The organism is Microbispora sp. NBC_01389, assembly GCF_045040095.1.
Taxonomy (GTDB): domain Bacteria; phylum Actinomycetota; class Actinomycetes; order Streptosporangiales; family Streptosporangiaceae; genus Microbispora.
The window spans coordinates 5,109,032-5,128,194 of the sequence record NZ_CP109552.1; the positions used below are offsets into that span (position 1 = coordinate 5,109,032).

Here is a 19,163-nt window from a genome sequence, read left to right on the forward strand (position 1 = left end):
ACGGGTAATGAACCGATCCGAGATCGTGACAGCAGTCGTCCGGGCCGTCGGCGAGGTGCTCCAGCGGGACGTGCCCGACGTGACGGAGGACACCCGGCTGTTCGACGACCTCCAGCTCGACTCCACGTCGATCCTCGAACTGCTCATGGCGGTCGAGGACACGATGGACGTCGAGATCGACCCCGAGGGTCTCGACATGGACAGCTTCCGCACCATCGGCACCCTGGTCGACTACCTCCAGGGGCTCGTGGACCTGGTCCCCACCGGCAACGCCGGCTGACGCACGGCCATGGCCCTGTCACTGGAGACCGCGGTCGCCTACGTGCCGCACGCCACCCGTCCGTGCCACTTCGAACCCGACATCGCCGAGTTCAACGAGGGCGTGCTCGCTCCGTACGGGATGCGTTTCGACACGTCGTTCGCGGCGGGCGGGAGCAACGCGACCTTCCTGGAGCTCGCCGAGGGGGTGCTGCGGGCGGCCCCCGGCCCGCTGCCCGGCCCGGACCTGCTGATCGTCGCCTACGCGCTGCCCGACCCGCACGCGCCGGAGAAGACCCTGGCGGCGCACCTCGGTCACGTGCTCGGTGACCGGTCCATGAGTTTCGCGGTCTCCGAGCAGGGGCTCGGCGCGCCGTTCACGGCACTGCGGATCGCCGGCGCCTATCTGCGGTCCGGCCGCTGCCACAGCGCCGCCGTGGTGATCGTCGAGCAGACGACGTACCCCTACCCGGAGCCGTTCGTCCAGGACGGCGACCTGGTGGACTCGGCGGTGCTGCTGGTGCTCGGCGCCGCGGGCGGCTGGGAGCTGGCCGGGCTCGCCTCGGCCGGGCCGGGCCGGGACCTCGCCGCCCTGCTCGACGAGCCGCCGGGGCTGCCGGAGGGCGCCGATCCCGGGGAGCGGCTGGTGGTGACCGGTTCGTGGGCCGAGGCCGCCGACACGGGCCCGGCCGGGCCGAAGGCCCACCAGGCGCCGCCCGGCTCCTACTGCACCGGCGTCTGGCTGGAGTTCGCCAGGCACCACGCCGAATGGGGCGCCGCCTACCGGACGGTCGTGCTCGGCGACACCGATCCGCGCACCGGGATCAGTCACGTCGCCACGTTCACCCGCCCCGAGGCCGCCGCCGACGTCCCCCGGGGAGAGAGCCGATGACGACAGCCGTTCTCGGAAGTTATCCGTCCCTGCTCGACGCCCTGCACGCCGACGTGACGTCCGGCGGGTTCGTCGCGTCACCGTCCGGATGCGTCCTCGCGTCGGCGGAGGCGCTCGGCGTGGCCGGGGCGGGGCGGTTCGGCCGCTTCGGGCTCGCGTGCGTGCCCGCGTCCGCCGGCAGCGCCCACGACGACGCGACGGCCGCCCGGTTCGCCGAGGGGCTGCTCGCGCTGCAGCGCACGGTGCTCCGCGGGACGCTGGCGCACACGATCACCCGCCTGGGCGAACGGGTCAGCGAGGGCACCAGCCTGCTGGCGCGGCCACAGCTCCAGGCCGACCTGGCCGACGTCGCGATGGAGTTGCAGGAGGAGGCGGCGGAACCGGAGGAGGCGGCCGGCCGTGACGTCCGCTGGGCCCGCCACCGGCGCCTGACCCGCACGGGCCGGGTCCTGCTCCGCCTCCTCGGCGGTTACAGCATGCTCGCCGAGGGGCCCGGCGCCGACCTCTATCTGGCCGAGGTGGCGGGCAACGTCTACCTCCAGCCCGGCCCGGACCACCGCGCGGAGGACCACCATGCCTGAGTTCGCGCCGTACGCCCTGGACACGCGCGGCGAGCGGATGCACGCGCTCGAACGGTACTTCCGGGAGGCCGCGCGGGAGCTGCGCGAACCGGGCGCGGCGCTCGACGCCGACCCGGACGCCGTCCACCGGTTCCTCCACCTGCCCGCCGTACGGCTCCAGCAGCACATGCTCACCCCGGCCCGGTTCGCCCGGCACGACGACGTCCTGCCGTCGTTCGTGCCCGCGGAGGCCTCGTGCGCCGAGTGGATCCTCGCGGCGGAGTGGCTCGCGTACGGCGATCCGGGCATGACGCTGGCCAGCCCGGGGCCCGCCCTGTCGACGGTGGTCCTGCGGGCCCTCGCCGACGAGGCGCAGCAGGACTGGTTCTTCGGCCGGACCTCCGACTGGCCCACGTGGGCCTTCTTCGCGCTGACCGAACCGGAGAAGGGCTCGGCGGCGACCGAGCTCACGGCCCGCCTCGACGCCGACCCCTCCGGCGACGGCTGGGTGCTGAACGGCGAGAAGATGTACATCGGCAACGGCGCGCACGCGCGGGTCGGCGTGGTGTTCTGCCGCCGGGCCCCGGGACCGTGGGGCATCGAGGCGGTCATGGTGGACACCGGCGATCCCGGCTTCCACGCCGAGACGCTGCCGCTCATCGGGCTCCGCGGCGCGCGGATCAGCCGGTTGCGCTTCGACGGGATGCGCATCCCGCCCGCGCGGGTGCTCGGCCGCCACCGGCCGCGCAGCCGGCGCGGGCTGCAGGGAGCGCTGCAGGCGATGCTGTGGTTCCGGCCCAGCGTCGCCGCGTTCGCCCTGGGCGTCGGCCGGGCGGCCTGCGACTACGTGCTGGCGCAGCGTCCCGCGCTCGCGGGCACCGGCCGCGCCGAGGTCGACACCATGATCGACCGGCTGAACCGGCTGCGCCGACTCCTCCGCGACGTCGCGGCGGAGATCGACGCCGGGTCGCCCAACACCTTCCGGGTCAGCGGCGTCAAGATGCGCGCCGCGCGCCTCGCCGAGGACGCCACCCTGCTGGCCGCCCGGCTGCTCGGCCCGGCGTCGCTGGTCGAGCATCCCTGGCTGGACAAGGTGTATCGGGACGTGCGGGCCTTCGAGTTCATGGAGGGCACCGGCAACATCCACCGCCGCGGCGTCTTCCAGGGGCTGTTGCGAGACGACTATTTCACCTCGCGAGACCGGGACGTCCGCCCCGGCCGCGTGGCCGAAGGGGTGGTCTGATGCGTGTCGGTGTCGACCTGATGTCCATCGGCGAGCTGGAGCGGCTGCGCGCCCGCCGCTGGTTCGACGACTACGCGTTCGCCCCCGTCGAGCTCGCGGCGGCCGAGGGCCTCTCGGAGGAGCGCGCCAGAGAGTTCCTGGCCGGCCGGTTCGCCGCCAAGGAGGCCGTGCTGAAGGTGTTCCGGCTGGGCCTGTTCCAGGGCGTCGCGCCGCGCGAGATCGTGGTCGCCCGCGCCTCCTCCGGAGCCCCCGAGGTCACGCTGGAGGGCGCCGCCCGCACGGCCGCCGACGCCGCCGGAGTCCGGGGCGTCGACGTCTCCATCACACACAAGGGTGACCTGGTCGTCGCGGTCGCGGCGGCCTGGTCGTGAGCACATCAGGAGCGGCCGTGCCCATCATCCAGGCCACCGGGCTGACCCGTACGTTCACCGTCGGCGGCAAGACGGTCGAGGCCGTCCGGGGCGTCGACTTCGAGGTCCGTCCCGGCGAGATCATCGGATTCCTCGGGCCGAACGGCGCCGGGAAGACCACCACCCTGCGCATCCTGACGACGATGCTGAAGCCCACCTCGGGCCGGGCGACCGTCGTCGGGGTCGACGTGGACGCCGACCCCGCCGGTGTCCGCCGCCGCATCGGCTACGTGGCGCAGGCCGGCGGCACCGACGGCAACTCCCGGGTGGGCGAGGAACTGATCCTGCAGGCGCGGCTCTACGGGATCGGCAAGCAGGACGCGGTGCGCCGCGCCGCCGACCTGTGCGAGCGTCTCGACCTGACCGGCCTCGCGGACCGGCCCATCCGTACGCTGTCGGGCGGCCAGCGGCGGCGCACCGACATCGCCCTCGGGCTCGTCCACGAGCCGCCGCTGGTCTTCCTGGACGAGCCGTCCGTGGGCCTGGACCCGCAGAGCCGCAGCGACCTGTGGACGCACATCCGCCGCCTGCGCGACGAGCTCGGCACCACGGTCTTCCTGACCACGCACTACCTCGACGAGGCCGACACGCTGTGCGACCGGATCCTGGTGATGAACCACGGGCGGGTCATCGCGGAGGGCACCCCCGACGCCCTCAAGCACCGGATCTCCGGCGACGTGGTCAGCCTGACCCTCGGCGGCGACGCCGACCGCGCGAAGGCGGTGCTCGCCGAGTGCCCCGGCCTGGACGAGATCGCCGTCTCCGGGCAGACCGTACGGCTGACCGCGCGCGGCGGCGAGCAGGCGCTCGTCTGGCTGATGCGCACGGCGGACCAGGCCGACCTCGACCTGCGGTCCGTCAACATCGCCCGGCCGACGCTGGACGACGTCTTCCTCGCCCTGACCGGATCCTCGCTGAACGAGAAGCACTCGTGATCCCGGCGCGGCGGCGGCCCCGACCCTAGAGGAGCGTGCATGTCCCTCATATCCGAGAGTTCGCTGATCTTCGTCCGGCAGATGCGGCTGTCGCTGCGCTCCCCGGCGTGGCCGATCATCGGCCTGTTCCAGCCGGCGCTCTATCTGGCCTTCCTCGGCCCGCTGCTGGTCAGCGTGGCCGGGGCGGGGGTCGACGGCCTGCCGGCCGGGGCGGCGTGGCGGTTCTTCGTGCCCGGCCTGCTGATCCAGCTCGGCCTGTTCGGCCCCCTGTTCGCCGGTCTGTCCATCATCGCCGACCTGCGCTCGGGGGTGTTCGAGCGGATGCGGGTCACCCCGGTGAGCCGTTTCGCCCTGCTCGCCGGCCGGGTCATGCGGGACACCGTGGTCCTGCTCGTCCAGACGGTGGTCCTGCTCACCGTGGCGTACGCCTTCGGCCTGCGCGCGCCGCTGGTCGGCCTCCTCCTGATGTTCCTCTTCGTCGCGGCCATCGCGGTCGGGCTCTCCGCCCTGTCGCACGGGCTCGGCCTGCTCGTGCGCAGCGAGGAGTCGTTCACGCCCCTGCTGAACGTGGCGGCCATCCCATTGCTGCTCCTCTCCGGGATCCTGCTCCCGATGACCCTCGCGCCCCAGTGGCTCGACGTCATCTCCCGGCTCACGCCGTTCCGTTACATCGTGGACGGCATGCGCACCGCCCTGTACGGCGACTACACCGGTTCGGTCATGGTTACGGGCGCCGCGGTCGCGGTCGTCACCGCCGTCGTCTGCCTGGTGCTCGGCGCCCGCCTCTTCTCCCGGAGGCACGCGTGACGCCCTCCTCAGGCGGGCGTCACGGCAGCGCGTCCCCGCGACGGTCGCCCAGCAGTTCCCGCAACCGGCCGACGCGCGGGTCGTCCGACTCCTCACAGATCGTGAGCGCCTCGCGGAGCGCCACCCGGGCGGGGGCCTCCGCGCGGACGTCGCGGTAGACCTCGCCGAGGTGGAGCAGCGTGGTCGCCGCGCCGTGCCGGTCGTCCAGCTCACGCCGCACCCGGAGCGCGGCGCGCAGGAGATCGACGGCCCGGTCTCCGCATCGGAGGGTCTGGTAGGCCACGCCCATGGTGTCGAGCACGCGCGCCTCGCCGTTCCGGTCGCCGAGCTTGGTGAACACGGCGAGCGCGTCGGAGAGGAACCGGAGGGCCTGGTCGATCTGACCCGTCCACAGATAGGTCTCGCCGATGCGGCCGAGCGCGGTGGCGGTCTCGCGCGCGCCGCCGATCTCACGGCTCAGTGCGAGCGCCTCGCGCAGCCGGGCGAGCCCCGTCTCCGTACGGCCCAGCGTGCGGGAGATGTCGCCGAGATCGTTGAGGCAGGCGCACTCGGCCGCCCGGTCGCCCAGGCGGCGCAAGATCACGAGCGCCCGCTCGCAGCACTCCAGCGCCTCGTCGAGACTGCCCAGGTCCCGGTGGACCGCGGCGAGGCCGTCCAGCATCCAGGCCTCACCCGCCTCGTCCTTGCCGTCCCGCGCGGCGGTCAGGCCGGCCTGGTACGCCGAGACCCATTCGGCCCACGGCTTGCGCAGGACGAAGTAAGCCCCCCCGGCCTCGGCCAGCCGCCAGGCGAGGGCGCTGTGGCCGGCCTCGGCGGCGTGCCGTACGACGGCGGCCAGATTGGCGCGCTCGGCGTCGAACCAGTCGAGCGCCTCGGCATAGCCGGCGAACGTGACCGGCCGGCCGTCGGGCGGGTCGGACCGCGCGCGGCGACGCAGCGGATCGATCCGGCGACCGGCGGCGTCGGCGGCGTGCAGATACCAGCCGAGCAGCCGGCGTACGGCCGCGGACCGGTCCTCCGCGGGCTCGTCGGCCTCGGCGCACTCGGCGGCGTACAGCCGGACCAGGTCGTGGAAGCGGTACCGCCCGGAGGAGACCTCCTCCAGCAGGTGGACGGCGGCCAGCGCCTCCAGCAGGCGCCGCGCCTGGGAACAGCCGGTCCCGGCCAGCGCGGCGGCCGCCGGAACGCCGAGATCGGCGCCGCGGTGCAGGCCGAGCAGCCGGAACATGCGGGCGGCGTCCGGCGGCAGCGCGCGGTAGGACCAGGAGAACACCGAGCGGACAGTGGTCGCCTCGTCCTCGGTGGTGGCCAGCAGGTTCAGCCGCTCGCGGGTGACCGCCAGCTCGGTGGCGAGGGCCGCCAGCCGCACCGACGGCCGTGCCTGCGCCCGTTCGGCCGCGATGCGCAGCGCCAGCGGAAGATAACCACACCTCCTGGCGATCTCCGCCGCGGCCTCGGGCTCCTCCGCGACGCGCCGCCCGCCGATGGCCTGCCCGAGCTGGGTCAGCGCCTCGTACTCCGGCAGCGGCGCGAGCACGACGCGCGCGGCGCCGTCCCTGGCGACCAGGCCGGACAACCGGCTGCGGCTGGTCACCACCAGCCGGCACCCGGCCGAGCCCGGGATCAGCGGGCGCACCTGGTCGGACGTCGCCGCGTTGTCGACGACGATCAGGACGCGCCTGCCATCCAACAGGGTGCGCAGCCGGGCCGCGCGCGACTCCAGCCCGGCCGGGACGGACGCGGGGGAGCAGCCGAGGTCGCGGAGGAACCGGGCGAGCACCTCGGCGGGGTCGGCCGGGGCGCCGGTCGGACCGAAGCCGCGCAGATCCGCGAACAGGCACCCGTCGGGAAACCGGCGGGCGGCGCGGTGGGACCAGTAGAGCGCCGTCGCCGTCTTGCCCACACCGGCCGGGCCGGAGACGACCACCGTCTGATGACTCCGCCGGGCGTCGTCGAGGCCGGCCAGCGCGGCCGCGCGGCCGGCGAAGGCGCGGGGAGCGGCCGGAAGCTGCGCCGGACGCTGGAACGCGTCCTGGTGCCGGCGTCGCGCCGGCACCAGCCCGGCGAGGGCCCCCTCGGCGCGGAGCACCTCGTCACACCGCCTGGCCACCAGCGGCGTCGGCGGCCGTTCGCCCGTCTCGATCCTGCTCAGATAACCCTTGCTGTAGTGGGTCAGCGCCGAGAGCGACGCCAGCGACAGGCCACGTTCCCTGCGTAGATCCCGGAGTGCGACTCCGAACGACGCGTTCTCCATCGAAACCCCAGATGCGGCGAACTCGGACCGCCGTGACGGGCGGTGCCTCCGGGACGTCGCCCCCTCTGGACCCCCTCTCGGCACACCTCGTTCCAAGCGATCAGGTGGCCCTCTGCCGCGCCCAGCCGGTGTACGAGAAGGCCATCCCGCGATCTATCGACTATTCAAGCACTAATTGCCTCAATTGCCATATAGGTATCGTTTGCGCCAGTTACGGACTGATATGTTCCCGGTTTTCGGCTCTGTCATAGATTCGGGTTGTCCCGCCGAACCACCATGCGTCCTCCACGGCGGTGAGCTCTTTGGCGGCGATGTTCCGCTGCTTCCCCGTGATGACGTGAACCACAGCAGATCGGGCTCATGCAACTCGGCGCGGGTGACACGGACCGAGCACGAACGACGCTGGCCGGCCTGCTCGATGACCTGACCTGGCTCTACGGCCCGAACCACCCGATAGCCATGAAGGTGCGGGAGAGCCTCAGCCGCCTGGCGATATGAGAGCCAGCTGCGGCAGGGCCTTCAAGCTTTGCCGGGCATCACAACTTGTGGATGCGGTTCACATATAAGGCTTGTGTTCCCGCTGTTCCCCAGGTAGATTGCACTCGCGCTTGACCTTTCGTTCGAAGGGACCCACAAGGCCGTGCATCAGCCATCGGCCGCGCGTGGTTGCGCCAGCGCGGGAGGACTGGTGCCGTATTCCGGCTTGGATGGGAGGTTTGTCGGATATGTTCCCTTGGTTTAACTAGCTGGGCTATTGCGCAAAAGCGCAACACGATGTAGAAGATTGAACTTCTTACATTTGCGCATAAAAGGCTGGCAATCCCGTGAAATGTCGGCCGCGACCGTTGCCGGCGAGGGCAAAGTGACGGGCGTCAGGCTGGAGGGGCTTGCAGTGGTCAGCGGAGTGGTCCCCGGGGACGACGCGAGCGTCGTCGCCGTGAAGTGGCCTGGGTCGTACGCGGTCAACCTGACCTACCGGGTCAGTGTCGGCCGGGTCGAAGGCCAGCTCCTCTACCACGACCACGAGTCGCGGCTGACGATACATAAGGCATCGGCCGCCTTACGGGTTCGACGGTGATGGGGCGCACTTCAAGCTCGCTGTGGAGGCGTCGCGCATCCGCATGGCCGCCGGGTTCGACCCGATGCTCGCCGTCACGATCAGCGACCTGGGGCCGCTGCCGCACGAGATTCAGCCGGTGTACGGCGAGCTCATCGAACGCATCCCGCTGCGCTCGTGCTGGCTGATGACCCCGGCGCCGGCAAGACCATAGGCCGGCCTGTACATGAAGGAGCTGATGCTCCAGGGTGACTTGGAGCGATGCGCGGTCGTCACAGCCGGCGGTCTGGTCGAGCAGTGGCAGGAGGAACTGCAGGAGAAGTTCGGCCTCCAGTTCGGGCTGCTCACCCGTCAACTCGCCGAGGATCACTTCGACCAGAGCGTCACCGAGAGCCCGCGTCCTCAAGTTCGATCAGGCCGGCTTCGAGGACAGATGACGTGAGCGTCTGCCTGTCCACACCTCGGCGGGCAGGCAGCCCCCACTGCAGTGGAGCTGGAGTCCCTACTTTCCGTCCTAAACCATCTATCAATCGGTCGGTGATGGGAAAGTCTCCATAAAAAGATCAACACATGCTGTCAGACCCCCGACTGATCGCACGGAGTTCGTATGCCGGTGGAGAAAGCAGAGAAGGACGTCCAGACACTGGTCGGACAGATCGCGAGCAGGGAGATCCTCCTGCCCGAGATTCAGCGCGGCTATGTCTGGAAACCGACGCAGGTCGCCAAGCTGATCGAGTCGCTGTATCGCGGCTACCCCACCGGGTCGCTGTTGTTCTGGAAGACGAACGAGACGCCGGTCACTCGTCGGCTCGCGATCGGCGGCCCCAACGGGCAGCCGGCTGTGCAGCCGCTCTACCTTCTCGACGGACAGCAGCGCCTCACCTCGTTGTATCGAGTGCTCAACGACGACGCCGAAGCACAGATCGTCTTCAACGTCGAGACCGAAGCGTTCCAGAACCAGAGCGCGGCGACCGCCAAGGACCCCCGGTGGGTGAAGGTCTACGAGGTCGCGCGTCCCGGTGCCAAGCAGTTCCCCATCACCACCCGGCTCTGTCAGGCGGTCTCCACTCTCGATCCCGATGTGGTTGGAGAGCGGATCGGCAAGCTCGCGGCGATCCGCTCGCGAGCGTTCCACATGGAAATTCTGACGGAGTATCCGTACGACGAGATCGCGCAGATTTTCGTCCGGGTCAACAGCGGTAGGCCTCTCAAGACGAGTGATCTTGCCCTGGCGACGCTGTCCGCCCGCTGGCCCAAGACGGTGGAGAAGCTGGAGGACGAGGCGAAGCACTGGGCCGCTAAGCACTACCCGGACCTCGATGTCACCTTCCTCACCCGCGCACTTACTGGCACGGTGCTGGGGCGAGGCCTGTCCACGTGGTCGCATGGGCGGCTGATCGCTGCCAGCGACGAGGAACTGGAACAAGGGTGGGCCACGGTCCAACGGGGACTACGGCGGCTCGTTCCGTTGCTGAAGGAGAACCTCAAGGTCAGCAACAGCAACCTGATTCCCTCGCACGTCGCGCTGCTTCCGCTCATTGTGCTGCTCGGCGAGTGGCCGGATGCCCCGATGGACAAGGACACGGCCGACGGCATCATCTACTGGTTCCTTCTCGCCAACATCCGCAACCGGTATAGCAGTTCGGCCGACACCCGACTGGGCCAGGACATCCCCGCCGCACGGGAGGCCGAGCCGGTCAAACGGCTGCTGAACAACCTCGGCATTCGGGGTGCGCGCATTGAGGTGACCCCGCAGGACCTCGTCGGTCGTACCGTGGGCAGCCCGTACTTTTTCCTGAGCTTTCTCGTGGCCAAGCACGCAGGCGGTCACGACTGGTGGTACGGCACGGAGATCTCCGCCATCGCTGAGGCCGGACAGAAGCTGGAGTACCACCACATTCATCCCCAGGCCACGCTGAAGGACCACGCGAACGGTTACAGCAAGACCGAGATCAACGACCTGGCCAACCTGGCCTTCATCTCAGGCAAGGCCAACCGGAAGATCAGCGACCGGTCACCCAGCGCGTACTTCGTGGATGACAAACTCCCGCCGCTGACCGAAGCGGAGCTCGCCGCGCACTTCGTACCGTACGAGGCACCGCTGCGTCACGCTGAGGCATACCGCGACTTCCTGAGCGCCCGCCGGGTACTGCTGGCCGATGCCATGACGGCACTGCTCAGCAAGTATCGGCCCAAGTGGCTGGACGAGGACGTCGAGGCGGCGGACCCCCTCGCCGGCTGCTCGCTTGAGTTCCAGCTCTACCAGAGCGCCTGGGACTCGGGGCAGATCGTCGCTCGGGCAACCGGACCCGGCTTCGACTGGGTCGGGTCGTTCAGCCTGGCCGAGCTGGAAGCCGCGATCGACGCCGCTGACGGCGGGCTGGACAGCGACATCGAGATCTCGAAGGACACCGTGCCGGTCCGCGTCGAGAGCGATACCGTCATGATCCCGATCGGGCCGTTCCTCACCACCGGGACCATCGAAATCTGGCGGAAAACCCTGCAGCGGGAGAAGGACGACGCGCAGCCGCTCTCCCGGTGTCCCAAGATCGACCCCCATACCTGGGAGGACGAGCCCATCTCCTTCCCGGTAGCGAACATCGAGTGAGCGAAGAAGTAGTGAGAGTAACTGTGACTCGAAGCGACGAGGCCTGAAGTGTTGGGGCCTGGCGGCGAGAACCGAATCAGGAAAGTCAGCGCCACGGAACTGCTCGACATGCGCGAGCGCGCCTGGTCCAAGAAGCTGCGAGGCGCGTCTCTCGTGGCCGAGATCGACGTCAAGGACGCGCACAGCGAGCAGGTGGCCTCGGTGCTCGGCAGGGCCTATGAGAAGTGGGTCGCCAGCGGACGGAAGCCCGAGCTGTTCTTCCGCCGCTGGCCGGCCTGCGTAGGCGTGGCAATGACCGGTGTCGCCGCTCGTGACCTCAAGCAGGGCACGTTCTGGCCCGAGCTCTGGAAGGCCGTCCGTTATCGAGGGCTGCCGGAGGAGCAGACGATCTGGGGTCGCGGGTTCTCGGTCGCCGTCGACGCGCTGGGGATGCCGACCTTCCCCGGGATGCCCATGCCCTACGTCGGTCCGATCCTGATGCACGCCGGCATCCCCGTCTGCTGCCTTGAGGGCTACCTCACTCTTCTGCTCCGCCGTCGGTCCCAGGATCGTGGGCTCGACGCCGAGGGCTTCGTCTCATGGGCGACGGCCCCGGGAGTCGAGACTCGCCTGTACGACGTCCATATGCCGGTGCGCAGGTTCCTGGAGCACGGTACCGAGTACGCGCTGGATTTCGTGGACCGTTCCTTCGAGCTGCTGGACCGGCTGCGTGAACCGGCCGCGGAACTGGACGGCATCGGGCTTCCACCGCGGGTGACGGAACGTGCTCGGCAGCTCGCGTCCGAGGGCGGGCTCGATCTAGCGACCCCTCGTTCGCCGGCAACCGGCAGAACCAGGGTGGAACGGCCGCGCATCGCCCTCGACCCCTTCGGCGGCGGAATCGAGGTCGTCCTGCCGCCCGTCGGCGACACTCCGGACGGCATCGCACGATGGAACGTGACGGCCGACGGCGTGACGACCACGGTGCGGAGCCAGGCCATGTGGGTGGGCGTGGCGGAGGCCCCGTCGACCACGCACAGCCTGTTGCGGCCGGTCCGGACCGTGGTCGTCGCGATGGATGGCTGGCCCTACCAGACCGAGCTCCAGGTGGTGGACCCGGCCGCGCCCATGCTCGTCTTCGGCGAGGACGGCCGACGGCTCCCGGCGACCATGCCGCTGCCACCCGACAGGGTGTGGGTGGCGCATCCGGCGGACCACGAGCTGCTCCCCGACGGACCACTTCATGTGGTGATCGAGGGGCAGCTCCCCTTGGGCTGGGAAGGGTGGCGCCTGCGGAAGGTCTCGCTCAAGGACGTCCGCTCGCTCGGTCTGGACACGGCTCCGGCCGCACGGCGTACCGTCCGGGGACACACGCATGCGCGGATTTCCACGGGTGATCCGGTCGCCGGTGTCACGACGCCGTACGGCTCGCCGGTCTTCTCTCAGGTGCCCGAGATCTGGCTGCCCGGCAACGCCGGGGCCGAGGCGACCTGGCACGTGGAGATCCGGCGCAGCGGGGCGGATGCCACGCTCGTCAGCGAAAGCTACCAGTGCAGGGAACCCCTGACGGTCACCGACCTGTGGGACGCGTTGCCTCGGCCGCTGGTCGGAGCCTTCGACATCGTCGTGCGCGGCCCCCTCGGCCGCGGTGTCAGGCGATCGCTGTCTATCGCGGAAGGGGTCGTCGCCACCTTTACGCCCCGGGTGCGGCTGTTCGGCCCCGCAGGCCTGGCGGACGGCCGTGTGGAGCTGTCCGCCCCCGTCGGCGCTCGGGTCGAACCCCGTGTGACCAGGTTCTCGTCCGGGGAACTGGCGAGCATCGTCGAGTACCGCGCAGAGGACGAGACCGAGCCCCTGGTCGTCACCCCGCCGCACGTCCAGGTGATGCAGGACCGGCTGGGCGAGGCGCCGGCGTGGCGGGCGGGTCCGCTGCGGATCCCCACGGACGCGTTCGCCGACGAGCCGGGCACCCTGCTCGTTCGCATCCCGCATCTCAGGCAGATGCCGCCCCTCCAAGTCATGACGGCCGGCCAGGTCGTGCAGGACATTCTCACGAGCGGGAGCGTCCAGGCCGACACCGCTCGGTATGACCTGGTCAGGATCAAGGACACGGTCACCGACAAGCAGCAGGCCGATCTCCTGGTTGAGGCGGACGGCAGGCTTGTCAGGGTCGCGAGCGTACGGCCTCGCCGGCTCGCCACCGCCGCGAAGGTGGAGGGCGACCACATCCAACTGCTGGAGTGCGTCCTCGTGGAAGGGCTGACCGCTGGGGTCTACGCCGCACGTGCGCCATGGCGCGAGCCCGTCATCGTCCCGGTCGAGGAAGGCGGCACGGTTCCGCTTCCCTGGGACCTGTACTCCTGCGGATCCCTGCTGGTGGGCCTCCAGGTCGACGACCCGTGGGTGCCCGTCGAGTGGCCGCGCTGGCCCGACAACCACTTGGTCGCATCGGCGGACGGGTTCCTCGTCTCCGAGGACCCGGAGGAGGTGGCGCTGTCGCGCTACCTCGCGGGGGAGGGAGGCTTCCCCGACGAGGTCAGAGACCTGAGCCGGATCTGGACGTTGATCGACCTCGCCGACCGACTGCGGGTCTCCTCGGTGGTTCGGCGGTTCGTCCAGGAGTGTTCCCAGCCGATCCTCCGGCGCCCCGAGGATGCTCTGACGACCCTGGTGAAGCTCGGCCTCGAACCGGACAGGTCACTGCACGCCTTGATCAGGTCGGGACTGGCGGCGGTTGCCGTACCACAGCTCGATACTGCTGCGGTGGCGAAGATATGGGCGACGACTCCGGCGGCCGCCGTGCTCGCCGGAGACCTGGACGACGAGGACTGCTTGGCCGCGGCCGAGCGGCAGTGCGGTGATGCCCTGATCGAGATCCGGTCCATCGGAACGGATCCCTCGCCCGAGGCGGGACGGTTCGGCTCGGAGACGGATCGGCTGGCCCAGATGACGCCGCAGCAGTTCGACGGGGTCCTGCGCGCGGCTCATATCGTCCCGAAGGCGCTGCTCGACGCCGACGCGCGAGCTGCTGGTGCGCTTCAGCTTTTCAGAGCCCGGCACGAGCCCGCGGCCAAGGAGACGGGCATCGTCGCCGCGCACGCCGTGAAGACCGCCGCGCGGCTACTGGAGCGGCCGGAGTTGCTCCGGCAGGTCGTCCAGCGAAAGCACCCCCAGGACCGGGGCGGCTGGTACAGCCTCCCGGCGGCGTCGGCGGCCTTCGCTCTTATCGCCCGGCTCGCGGCCAGAGGTGACGAGGCCTGCCGCGCCGCCGAGCAGATGTTCCGCAACGACTGGGCTCGCCTCGCGAGCGTGGCGCCCGACCTGGTGACAATCGATCTCGTGCTGGCCGAGCTGCTGACCGGCACCGTCAAGACGGAGGCGCAGTGACCCATACGCTGGACGCGTTGTCCACCAGCGGACTCATCGTCGAAAGCTACCGTCGCTACCTGCGCTCTCTGTTGCCGGTTCGCGAATCCCACATTGCGGACGCGCTGAGAGACGAGATCAAGCGCAGCCCCATGCTGACCAAGGGACCGCTGCTGGAGGCGACTCCGCCCTACGAGACGAGTGCGTCCCTTCGGGAGCTTATCCAGGAGGGGGTCCTGCACCCCGCATTCCAGGCTCTGGGCGGACGGGAGTTGCCGTTGGACCGGGCTCTCTACAAGCACCAGGAGCAGGCGCTACGTAAGGCGACCAGCGGCAGGAATATCGTGGTCGCCACGGGCACCGGTTCCGGCAAGACCGAGAGCTTCATGCTGCCGATCCTGAATTCGCTCATCGCCGAGCACTTTCGCGGGCAGCTCGGCCCCGGTGTCCGGGCGCTGCTGCTCTATCCGATGAACGCACTCGCCAACGACCAGCTCAAGCGGCTGCGGAAGCTCCTCGAGAAGGTTCCCCAGATCACGTTCGGCCGGTACACCGGTGACACCCCGCAGAGCGCTCGCGTCGCGGAGGACAACTTCGAGGCGCTCAACCCGGACCAGCCGCGGCTGCTCAACGAGCTGCTGAGCCGCGATGAGATGCGGGCCACGCCGCCTCACATCCTGCTCACCAACTATGCGATGCTGGAGTATCTGCTGCTGCGGCCGGCGGACCTGGACCTGTTCGAGGGCCGCACCTGGCGATTCATCGCTCTGGACGAGGCACATGTCTACGACGGGGCGAAGGCGGCCGAACTGGCCATGCTGCTGCGCCGGCTGCACGACCGGGTCGCGCCGGACCAGCCGTTGCAGTGCATCGCCACGAGCGCCACCGTCGGCGACGATCCCACTGCGGTGACCGACTTCGCCACCAAGCTCTTCGACGTGCCCTTCGAATGGGTGCCCGGAGACGCATCCCGTCAGGATCTCGTCGGCGCCAGCCGGGTGAAACTTCCGGACCCGCCGTTCTGGGGACCGCTGCCGGCCGGGCTGTACCGGCAGCTCGCGCAGGCGGACGATCCCGGCGCGGAGATTCTCATGCTGGCCAAGGAGCGCGGTTTCGTCGGCGACGACCCCGGTGTCGTCCTGGCCCACGAGCAGAGCATGGCCGACATGCGCAAGCGCCTGGCCGCCGGACCCCAGACGTTCGGAGAGCTGGCACGACTGCTGTTCGACCCGGACGAGCAGCCAGAGGAGTCCCTGGGGGCGGTGGTCGCCGTCGGCAGCCGGGTGCGCGACCTCACCGGCTCACCCGTGCTGTCGGCCAGGTATCACCTGTTCGCGCGGGCGACCGAGGGCGCTTTCACCTGCCTCACCGGCCGTGGCCCACACGTGTCGCTCGGCCGTCACGAGATCTGCGTCACCTGCCGCGGGGCGATGTTCGAGTTCGGTGCCTGCAAGAGATGCGGCGCCGTCCATCTGGTCGGTGCCGTACGGCACATCGGCGGCGGTTATGTCTTCGCCCCCAGAGTCAGGCAGGACGAGCAACGTGTCTGGCTGCTCCTTGGGGACGCTCCCGTAATCGCCGACGAGGACGACGAAGACATCGAGGGGACCCGGGAGGTCAAGGGGGAGCTCGTCTACCTCTGTTCGGGGTGCGGTGGTCTGTACTCCGGCGTTGGGCTCGGTTGTCTGCGGGATGGGTGCACGAAGACCACGCTCTGGCCGGTCCACCGTCTCAACGTCCGGCAGGACTCGCCGATCGGGTGCGGAGCCTGCGGCGCGCGCGGCGCGGGCATGGTGCGGCACTTCGAGAGCGGCAACGACGCGGCGGTGTCCGTGCTCGCCACAGCTCTCTACCAGGCGTTGCCGCCGGCGAACGAGGACGCCGTCGCCGACCAGCCGGGGGAGGGCCGCAAGCTGCTGTCCTTCAGTGACAGTAGACAGGCGGCAGCGTTCTTCGCCCCCTACTTGGAGTCGAGCTACGGCGGCATCCAGCATCGGCGCCTGATGCTGGAAGGGCTCCAGGCAGCCACACGCGACGACGAGGCCGTCGCGGTCGCCGACCTCATGTTCCACGTGGCGAAGCGGGCCGACCGAGCCCTTGTCTTCCCCCGGCGCATGACCCGTCAGCAGCGCGAACGCGAAGCCGCTCTGTGGATCATGCAGGAGCTCGTCGCGATGGATGATCGCCAGTCTCTGGAAGGGCTTGGCCTCCTGAGGGTCGATCTGGACCGGGAGCGAAGGTGGCAGATTCCGCCGGGCATGAAGGCCCTCGGGCTCACCGAGCAGGAGTGCTGGGCGCTGCTGTCGGAGCTGGTGCGAACCCTCCGCCAGTCGGGTGTGGTGAGCATGCCCGACGAGGTCGACCCGCGGGATGAGGCATTCGCTCCGCGCATCGGGCCTCTCCACATCCGGGAGGAGGGGTCGGAGCCGGGCAGGAAGGTGCTCAGCTGGCTGCCGACCCGCGGGTCCAACCGCCGTCTCGACTACCTGCGAAGGTTGCTTTCGGCGATCGGGTCGACGGACGACCCCTCGGACGTGCTCCGAGGGTGCTGGAAGGTGCTCGCCGGGCAACGCGACGGCTGGCTCGTCAGCGAGACCGTGCGCGCGCTGGGGACGGTCCGGCAGCTGGACCACACGTGGCTCCGGCTCGCGCCCGTCAGGGGCCATGTGTACCGATGCGATCTGTGCCGCCGGATCGCACCCGTCTCCATCCGTGGTGTGTGCCCAACGATGGCCTGCACCGGCAGACTGCTCCCCTCCGATGTTCCGGTGCCTGAGCAGGACGACAACCACTATCGATCCCTCTACCGGTCGATGACGCCGGTGCCGATGGTGGCCCGAGAGCACACCGCGCAGTGGACCAGCCTGGAAGCGGCTGACATCCAGCAGAAGTTTCTGCGGGGTGAGGTCAACATGCTCTCGTGCTCCACCACCTTCGAGCTCGGCGTGGACGTCGGCGAGCTGCAGTCGGTGGTGTTGCGAAACATGCCACCGACCACCGCGAACTACGTGCAACGGGCCGGCCGCGCGGGCCGCCGTACGGACTCCGCCGCGCTCGTGGTCACCTATGCGCAGCGGCGCTCTCACGACCTTTCCCGGTTCCAGGACCCGGCCAGCATGATCGCTGGGCAGGTGCGGGCGCCGTTCGTGCCCCTGGGCAACGAGCGGATCGACCGGCGGCACGCTCACTCGATCGCCTTGTCCGCGTTCTTCCGTCATGCCCGCGAGACCGCGGGACAGACGTGGAGCACGGCCGGGGACTTCTTTCTGCCGTACGGCGACGATTCACCCGCAGAGAGAGTACGGACCTTCCTCACCCCTGTGCCGAGAGACGTGCTCGCGTCGCTGATGCGGGTGCTCCCGCCGGAGGTGCAGCGAGAGATCGGCGTCAACAGCGGTGAATGGGTGGACGAGCTCACCCGGCTGCTGGACGAGATCGGTCGCCAACTCGACCAGGACGTGGAGATTTTCGAGGAGCGCCGACGCAAGGCGTACGAGGACCGCAAGGACCACCTGGTCAACCGGTTCTCGAAGACCATCAACACGCTGAGGCAGCGGGAACTACTCGGTTACCTGGCCAACCGGAACGTGCTGCCGAAGTACGGGTTCCCCGTCGACACCGTCGAACTGCGCACGAGCTACTCGGGAGAGCCGGTCGGCACCAAGCTGGAGCTCACCCGAGATCTGTCAGCGGCCATCTACGAGTACGCCCCTCAGGCCGAGGTCGTCGCCGGTGGCCTCCTATGGCGCTCGGGTGGCGTGTACCGGCTGCCGGACCGCGAGCTCGTCAGCAAGTACTACGCCGTGTGCGAGCACTGCCAGCACTACCGGGAGGGGGACGAGGAACTCGACGCGATCTGCCCGATGTGCTCGATCGTTTCACAGGCGGCGTCCCGGCAGTACTACGTGCCGGAGTTCGGTTTCGTCGCCGACGGAAAGCCGTCGAAGACCACCACGACGCCGCCGAAGCGTACCTGGAACGGTGCCACTCACGTCCTCTCGCTTGCCGCGAGTGAGGTTCAGGAGGTGAGCTGGACAGCTGCCAATGGCGGAGTCGTCACCGGGCGAGCGGGATCGCGGGGACGGCTCATCGCCATTTCCGAAGGACCGACGAGGGCCGGCTACCTGATCTGCGACTGGTGCGGAGCGGGCGTGCCTGTTGGAACGAAGATCGGACCGACCCACACCCACCTTCTTCGTGGCACCGACTGCACAGGTTCGTTCCGTCCGCGCGCACTGGCGCATCCGTACGAGACTGACCTGCTGGACCTGCATTTCGATCACCTGGCGATGCCGCTGTCCGCCTCGCCCGTGCACTGGCGCTCGACGCTGTACGCGCTACTCGAAGGCGCGGCCGAGCGCCTGGAGCTTTCCCGGGACGACATCGACGGTGCCCTTTTCCCCCGGCCCGGCAGAAGGGTGGGCATCGTCATGTTCGACGCGGTACCGGGAGGCGCGGGAAGCGTTCTACGCATCGCGCACCGGTTGCAGGACGTCGCAGAGGCCGCTCTGCAGCGCGTGTCCGAGTGCGATTGCGGTCCGGAAACGTCGTGTTATGGATGTCTGCGCAGCTTCCGGAACCAGAGATTCCACGAGGAACTGAGCCGCGGCGCCGCGGCCGATGTCCTTCTACCGCTGGTGGACATCAGGACCTGATCCGGACCTATCCGAGGCCAGGCGCCCCGGCAGATGCGGGAATGCCGCCTTTGCCGAGCTTGGCAGTCGGACGGTCCACGGGAAGAGCAACGTGACCCGTGGACGCAGGCAACAGCCTCTTCTTCGAGCCACCAAGACT

The 19,163-nt window shown here is 69.7% G+C and carries 14 protein-coding genes; 13 read left to right on the plus strand and 1 reads right to left on the minus strand.

Going from position 1 to position 19,163, the window contains the following annotated elements:
- Positions 1-7 precede the first annotated feature (7 nt).
- Genes OG344_RS23040 through OG344_RS23070 form a run of 7 tightly spaced genes read left to right on the plus strand, consistent with a single transcriptional unit; the run spans position 8 to position 5,105 of the window.
- Positions 8-280 carry an acyl carrier protein gene (locus tag OG344_RS23040; RefSeq protein ID WP_327045369.1) on the plus strand — a complete coding sequence of 91 codons (273 nt, stop codon included), beginning with the start codon at positions 8-10 and terminating at the stop codon, positions 278-280.
- Between the two features lie 9 nt (positions 281-289).
- Positions 290-1,150, plus strand: a complete 861-nt coding sequence (locus tag OG344_RS23045; protein WP_405084842.1) for a hypothetical protein — start codon at positions 290-292, stop codon at positions 1,148-1,150.
- Positions 1,147-1,731, plus strand: a complete 585-nt coding sequence (locus tag OG344_RS23050) for a hypothetical protein (protein WP_405084843.1) — start codon at positions 1,147-1,149, stop codon at positions 1,729-1,731. The genes OG344_RS23045 and OG344_RS23050 overlap by 4 nt, the downstream gene beginning before the upstream one ends.
- On the plus strand, positions 1,724-2,953 hold the full coding sequence (locus tag OG344_RS23055) for an acyl-CoA dehydrogenase family protein (protein ID WP_405084844.1): 1,230 nt from the start codon (positions 1,724-1,726) through the stop codon (positions 2,951-2,953). The genes OG344_RS23050 and OG344_RS23055 overlap by 8 nt, the downstream gene beginning before the upstream one ends.
- Positions 2,953-3,324, plus strand: coding sequence for a holo-ACP synthase (locus OG344_RS23060; RefSeq protein ID WP_405084845.1), 372 nt, complete (start codon positions 2,953-2,955; stop codon positions 3,322-3,324). The genes OG344_RS23055 and OG344_RS23060 overlap by 1 nt, the downstream gene beginning before the upstream one ends.
- 23 nt (positions 3,325-3,347) lie before the next feature.
- Positions 3,348-4,298: an ATP-binding cassette domain-containing protein gene (locus OG344_RS23065; RefSeq protein ID WP_405089153.1), complete on the plus strand. Its 951-nt coding sequence runs from the start codon at positions 3,348-3,350 to the stop codon at positions 4,296-4,298.
- Positions 4,299-4,337: 39 nt separating this feature from the next.
- Positions 4,338-5,105 (plus strand): ABC transporter permease, encoded by a 768-nt coding sequence (locus tag OG344_RS23070; protein ID WP_327045374.1) that lies wholly within the window; start codon positions 4,338-4,340, stop codon positions 5,103-5,105.
- Between the two features lie 19 nt (positions 5,106-5,124).
- Here OG344_RS23070 and OG344_RS23075 read toward each other — a convergent pair whose 3' ends face one another.
- Positions 5,125-7,359, minus strand: coding sequence for an ATP-binding protein (locus OG344_RS23075; protein WP_405084846.1), 2,235 nt, complete (start codon positions 7,357-7,359; stop codon positions 5,125-5,127).
- 862 nt (positions 7,360-8,221) lie between these two features.
- Between OG344_RS23075 and OG344_RS23080 the strand changes: the two genes are divergently transcribed.
- The 6 genes from OG344_RS23080 (at position 8,222) to OG344_RS23105 (ending at position 19,024) form a co-directional block, all read left to right on the plus strand.
- Positions 8,222-8,437, plus strand: coding sequence for a hypothetical protein (locus OG344_RS23080; protein ID WP_405084847.1), 216 nt, complete (start codon positions 8,222-8,224; stop codon positions 8,435-8,437).
- Between the two features lie 43 nt (positions 8,438-8,480).
- On the plus strand, positions 8,481-8,630 hold the full coding sequence (locus OG344_RS23085; protein ID WP_405084848.1) for a hypothetical protein: 150 nt from the start codon (positions 8,481-8,483) through the stop codon (positions 8,628-8,630).
- 12 nt (positions 8,631-8,642) lie between these two features.
- A complete protein-coding gene (locus OG344_RS23090) occupies positions 8,643-8,858 on the plus strand; it encodes a hypothetical protein (protein WP_405084849.1) in 216 nt (71 codons plus the stop codon).
- Positions 8,859-9,023: 165 nt separating this feature from the next.
- On the plus strand, positions 9,024-11,024 hold the full coding sequence (locus tag OG344_RS23095) for a DUF262 domain-containing protein (protein WP_405084850.1): 2,001 nt from the start codon (positions 9,024-9,026) through the stop codon (positions 11,022-11,024).
- Positions 11,025-11,072: 48 nt separating this feature from the next.
- Positions 11,073-14,390, plus strand: coding sequence for a hypothetical protein (locus OG344_RS23100; RefSeq protein ID WP_405084851.1), 3,318 nt, complete (start codon positions 11,073-11,075; stop codon positions 14,388-14,390).
- Positions 14,387-19,024 (plus strand): DEAD/DEAH box helicase, encoded by a 4,638-nt coding sequence (locus OG344_RS23105; protein ID WP_405084852.1) that lies wholly within the window; start codon positions 14,387-14,389, stop codon positions 19,022-19,024. The genes OG344_RS23100 and OG344_RS23105 overlap by 4 nt, the downstream gene beginning before the upstream one ends.
- Positions 19,025-19,163: the final 139 nt, after the last annotated feature.